This is a genomic window from Endozoicomonas sp. SESOKO2 (genome assembly GCF_024606245.1).
Taxonomy (GTDB): domain Bacteria; phylum Pseudomonadota; class Gammaproteobacteria; order Pseudomonadales; family Endozoicomonadaceae; genus Endozoicomonas_A.
In genome coordinates this window covers 1-5485 of record NZ_JAHHPQ010000478.1, presented here as the reverse complement: position 1 = coordinate 5485, position 5485 = coordinate 1, and the positions used below count along the sequence as shown (strand labels likewise).

The following is a 5485-nucleotide window of genomic DNA, read 5'->3' as shown; positions in this document are numbered from 1 at the left end:
TGTCAGTGGATGAAGGCTATTGCGTCAGAAAGCTGTGCATTCACCCGGGGGCATCATTATCCGAGCACAGTCATAAGCTGAGATCTGAGAGCTGGGTTGTGCTCAAGGGAGAGGCCCGGGTTCGTTTGGATGGTCAGGTCCATGATCTTGGGCCCGGGGAGTCGATCAATATCAAAAGCCAGCTAAAGCACAGACTGGAAAATATCGGTAAGGATGCGCTGGAAGTGATCGAAACCCAGACCGGACTGACCATCTCGGAAGAGGATATTGAACGGGTTCAGCCAGAATAAGCATTTTTATAAGTACCCTGTTCCTTGGTTTTACAAAGGTAGAGCTGTAGTGGATTTAACCGAGGCCAGGGCCAGAGCTGTCTTGACATGACTGACACCGGGCAGGCTCAGAAGTTCTTTCATGATAAATTCATTCAGGGCCTGGCTGTTTGGCGCCATCACCTTTAACAGGTAGTCGCCATCGCCGGTTATCGAGTGGCACTCAAGTATCTGATCCATATGAAGAATGGACGTCTGGAAACTTTCGGCAGAATGTTTGTCATGGATTTCCAGTGTCACGGTGACGAAAGCGGAGACATCCAGACCCAAAGCTTCAGGGTTTAACTGCGCTACCTGCTTTATGATGTAGCCCAGTTTTTTCAGGCGGCTAATGCGTCTTGAACATTGGGAGCTGGACAGATTCACCCTTTGAGCCAGGTCTGCCAGAGAGACTCCATCTTCCTTCTGCAGACTATCCAGAAGGCTTACGTCGTACTTATCCAAAGATTCAGTCATCATGAACAAGGCCCTGATATGCAATCAAATTGCATGATGTTGTTTTATTGCTCTTATGTCGCAACCATTTTGCGTGACCATCCTTTTATACTCTATCTATTATGAAAATGCAGCTCTACCAAGCCTTGTAGTCATTTTCATAGATCGGGGCCTGATGACCTGAGATGAACCTGATAAACCTCTTATGTGCCAAGGCTGGCCGATAGTAAGAATAGCGGACTTTAAAAGAACAGTTAGCCCGAATTCATCCAAAAAATGAGGGTAATTTATGAAAGGTATTGGCCATTCTGCAAAAGTATCTGATATCAATCCCATGGGAACAGACGGCTTTGAGTTTGTAGAGTTTGCCTCTGCAGAACCTGCTGTGCTCCATGAGTTCTTCTCCAGTTTGGGTTTTCAGGCAATGGCTCATCATAAAACAAGGGATGTGACTCTTTACAAACAAGGCGATATCCATTTTCTGGTGAATGGTGATGCCAGCAGTTTTGGTCGTGGTTTCTATGAAAAGCATGGCCCCTGTGCCTGTTCTTTTGGTATCCGTGTGGCGGATGCTGAATATGCGCTGGAACGAGCATTAGGTCTGGGTGCCGAGCAGGGCCAATCTGAATATTTTGTCGAAGGTCGTGAAGTCCCCTGCATTGTTGGTGTTGGCGGCGCACTGGTCTATCTGGTTGATCGTTATGGATCGGCGGGTACCCTGTATGACAGCGATTTTGAATTTGTTCATGATCCGACAAAAGCGCCTGAAGTCGGACTGGAAATACTGGATCATCTGACTCACAACGTGGCCCGTGGCAACATGGATAAGTGGGCTGGCTTTTATGAAACGCTTTTTAATTTCCGTGAGATTCGCTACTTTGACATTGAAGGCAAACTGACGGGGCTGAAGTCCCGGGCCATGACCAGCCCCTGTGGCAAGGTCAGAATTCCCATCAATGAATCTTCTGATGACAAAAGCCAGATTGAGGAATATCTGGAGCAATATAAGGGGGAGGGCATTCAGCATATCGCACTGACAGCCGGAAATATTTATGAAGCGGTAGACAAAATGAGAGGTTTGGGGGTTAAATTCTTAACACCTCCACCTGACACCTACTACGAAATGCTGGGTGAGCGTCTGCCTTGGCACGGGGAAGTGGTTGAAGACTTGAGAACCAGGGCCATTCTGATGGATGGCGCTCCCACTTCAGACGGAGGTTTGCTGCTGCAAATTTTTACCGAAACTGTCATCGGACCAATCTTCTTTGAGATCATCCAGCGTAAGGGCGACGAAGGCTTCGGAGAGGGTAACTTTAAAGCTTTGTTTGAAAGTATGGAGCGGGATCAGATTCGTCGAGGTGTGTTACAGGAAAAATGATTTTCCTGGTGTCTCTCCAGCCGGGCTGTCTATTTTCGGACAGCCAGGAGCTTGAAATGCAGACTACTAAAAGCTGTGAAAGTGACTAAGGAGCCAGCATCTTCACGGTAAAAGGAGTTTCATATTGAATAAGCCTAATCACTATGTGGCCCGAAAGCCTGACGAGCAAGGTTTTATTGAGTATCCGGCGGGCGAGCATGAAACCTGGCGCATACTCTATGAACGTCAGATAGGGGCGGTCGAAATCAGAGCCTGCCCTGAGTTTATCAGGGGGCTGGAAATTCTCGGCCTTTCTGCTGATGAAATCCCTCAGTTGAATGACATCACTGAAAAACTACGTGAATCCACAGGGTGGTCTGCGGCCAGAGTGCCTGCACTGATCTCTTTTGATCGTTTTTTTGAATTACTCGCCAACCGCCAGTTTCCGGTAGCCACTTTTATTCGCTCACGTGAAGAGCTGGATTATCTTGAGGAGCCGGATATCTTCCATGAAGTTTTCGGACACTGCCCTCTGTTGACGAATCCTGATTTTGCTCAATTCACTGAGACCTATGGTCAATTGGGACTGAAGGCCAGCAAAGAAGAAAGAGTTTATCTTGCGAGGCTGTATTGGATGACTGTAGAGTTTGGTCTGGTGATGACAAATAAAGGGCTGCGAATTTACGGAGGAGGTATTCTATCCAGCTTCAGGGAAACGATGTATGCCATGCAAAGCAGTGACCCAGAGCGTCTATCCTTTGATCTGATGACAGCTCTGAGAACCCCCTATCGGATTGATATTCTTCAGCCGGTTTACTTTATTATCCAGTCACTTTCAGAGTTACACAGCCTGACAGAAATAGATTTGATGGCAAAAGTACATGAAGCTATGAAACTGGGGTTATTAGAGTCAAAGTTCGCACCCAAAAGCGCCTGAACATACCCCGACTTGCACAGGGGAGCAGTTGCTTTACCATTAAGATCCTGATAATTTTTCGGCATTCCTGCGGGGCTGCTTTCAGATAGATTCTGTCATTAACCACTGGTCTGAACCGCTTGCAAGAATGAATACAACCGCTGGAAACCATTATGATGAGTCCGACAGGCTCCTTGCCATGATCTATGGCGAAAACAATAATAAACTGTCGCGCAGAAGATCGAGAGGCTAACAAGAGAGAGCTATGGAGCCTATAGACATAGAAATCAGTATCGGGCGGATGAACTTCTCCGGTCAGGAGTGGGGCGACCCGGACGGAAAGCCTTTGATTGCTCTGCATGGCTGGCTGGATAACGCCGCCAGTTTTGCTCCTCTGGCGCCCTTTCTTAAAAATGTGCGTCTGCTTGCCATTGATCAGGCCGGTCATGGACGTTCTTCTCATAGACCGGATGAAGTCGACTATTCCATCTGGCACTACGTCGAAGATCTGGTGGGAATCGTTGATAGCCTTGAATTGGACTCATTCAGTTTAATCGGGCATTCAATGGGAGCCATTGTTTCGGTGATGGCTTCAGCCATTTTGGGTGATCGGGTTAAGAAAGCGATTTTGCTCGATGGACTTTTTCCCATGCCCAGAAAACCGGAAGATACTCCCAATGCACTGGCGGCGTACATTCAGGAAAGAAAATCCTTTCGAAAAGGTAAGCCGGTGAATCGTTATCGCTCTTTGGAGCATGCTATTCGAGTACGTTGTCTGGGACAATTTCCAGTAACGCGCGATTCTTCGGCTTTGCTGGTGGAGCGAGCGTTATTTCAGGACGGTGATGCCTGGACCTGGCGAACGGATCCACGTCTGAAATTGCCTTCACCCACACGTTTTACAGAAGAACAGGCACTGGCCTTTGCAGAGCAGATGAGCTGTGATGCACACATGCTCTACGCAAAGGAAGGTTACGTTGACGCTCTGATTGAACCATACCGTGAACGTCTGAAAAATATCCAGTTTTATCCGATGTCAGGCTCCCATCACTTCCATATGGATGGGGAGACCGGTTCTGTGGCCACCTTAGTGAATACTGTGATGAGTTATTGATTGTGTTCGGCTGGTCAGGTGTTTGATCAGTTGATTTTCTCTCATGAAAAAGCTGTATTTCATTGATCGGGAGTGAAATGGAATCTATGACTATTTTTTATTCTTTGCTGTGGCAAACATCTTCTTTAATGTTGGCCGGACTCTTCATTTTACCTGTCATGGTCTCTGCTGATGAAATAGCCCCGTTTCCTAATGCCACTCTCAATCTTGAATTCAAACAACAAGTGACCAGCTACCCCGTCATCAGCAGTGCCATGAAGAAAGTGAATGGGGTCGTGACGGCTGACTCAGATCAATGGCTGGATGGCTCTCTGGATCGAAAGCTATATCTTCTGCCCAGTGGCAGAAGCAGCGACGAAGCCTATCGATTTTTTACAGAGCAGTTTGAAAAACTGGGGGTCGCACCTGTTTTCAGCTGCGAGCGTTTCAGCTGTGGAGCCAGCAACTTCTGGGCTAATAATGTCTTCGATATAGCCCGTTTGTACGGCCTTGATAAGACTCAGGCCTATTTTCTGGGTGAAAAGAAGATCAATGGCAAGACTGTTTATTACCTGGTCTATACCGTTCGAAGAGGTGACAAAAGAGAGTATGCTCTGGTCGATATCTTCACAGCCGGTAAGACAAAAGTAGTGAGGAGTAATCAGGTTGTCTTGACCTCCTTACCCACCAGTTCATTTACTTTAGCCCGCTCAGAGGCCTACAAGTTTCTGCTAAAAGCTTTTGAAAACCAGACCAAGCCCCTATTGATCACGGTCGAGTCAGCATCAGCTGAGAGAGTCTCTGAAGTGGACAGTCTCAGCAGGCAGTTGCAACAATTCAAAAGCCTCCTCCAATCCAGACTGAGGGAAGATGCTATTGGCTCCAGTCGTTTCCGGATTCAATGGTTTGTTGGAGATCAGGAAGAAGGGCTCATGTATTGGCAGTTGCTCCAGTAGATTGATATTTCTCAGGACCTGCATAACCTGAAGTGTGTATATAGGTGCGTTAATTGAGACAGCTGGCACTGAAACACGGGCAGTTGGCAATCCGTTCTTTCTACATAGCAATTACTCGGACGACCAGATTATTTTCATTCTCAGGCAAGTCTAAATAGGGACGTCTGTTCCTGAATTATGCCGCGAACGCGGGTTGAAGACAGCGACCTTCTACAAATGGTGTTCCAAGGATGGTGGTGCTTGAAAAAGATGTACGCAGAGGTGTATTTCAATGCGAAAATCATCCAAGATACCAAGTCAATATATTTTATACTGAACGGGAAATCTATTCCTTGAGTGAGCAGTATTTATGATTATTTCTGGTAAGAAAAATTGTGTATTCATACATAATCCTAAAGT

6 protein-coding genes are annotated in these 5485 nt (G+C 46.8%); 5 read left to right on the top strand and 1 reads right to left on the bottom strand.

The features are described 5' to 3' along the window. On the top strand, positions 1-290 hold a 290-nt coding region (locus KDK17_RS10790; protein ID WP_257288076.1), incomplete at its 5' end, for a phosphomannose isomerase type II C-terminal cupin domain. A 30-nt stretch (positions 291-320) separates the two neighbouring features. Here the strand turns inward: KDK17_RS10790 and KDK17_RS10785 are convergent. Then, a complete protein-coding gene (locus KDK17_RS10785; RefSeq protein WP_257279682.1) occupies positions 321-788 on the bottom strand; it encodes an Lrp/AsnC family transcriptional regulator in 468 nt (155 codons plus the stop codon). A gap of 265 nt (positions 789-1053) precedes the next feature. Here KDK17_RS10785 and hppD point away from each other — a divergent pair, with 265 nt between their 5' ends. The 4 genes from hppD to KDK17_RS10765 all read left to right on the top strand — a co-directional run bounded on the left by hppD (position 1054) and on the right by KDK17_RS10765 (position 5086). Then, positions 1054-2142: a 4-hydroxyphenylpyruvate dioxygenase gene (gene hppD, locus KDK17_RS10780; protein ID WP_257279681.1), complete on the top strand. Its 1089-nt coding sequence runs from the start codon at positions 1054-1056 to the stop codon at positions 2140-2142. A gap of 124 nt (positions 2143-2266) precedes the next feature. Continuing rightward, positions 2267-3058, top strand: coding sequence for a phenylalanine 4-monooxygenase (gene phhA, locus KDK17_RS10775; RefSeq protein WP_257288075.1), 792 nt, complete (start codon positions 2267-2269; stop codon positions 3056-3058). A 244-nt stretch (positions 3059-3302) separates the two neighbouring features. Then, positions 3303-4151 carry an alpha/beta fold hydrolase gene (locus tag KDK17_RS10770; RefSeq protein WP_257275505.1) on the top strand — a complete coding sequence of 283 codons (849 nt, stop codon included), beginning with the start codon at positions 3303-3305 and terminating at the stop codon, positions 4149-4151. A gap of 86 nt (positions 4152-4237) precedes the next feature. Continuing rightward, positions 4238-5086: a DUF4892 domain-containing protein gene (locus KDK17_RS10765; protein ID WP_257275504.1), complete on the top strand. Its 849-nt coding sequence runs from the start codon at positions 4238-4240 to the stop codon at positions 5084-5086. The last annotated feature ends 399 nt before the right edge of the window (positions 5087-5485 follow it).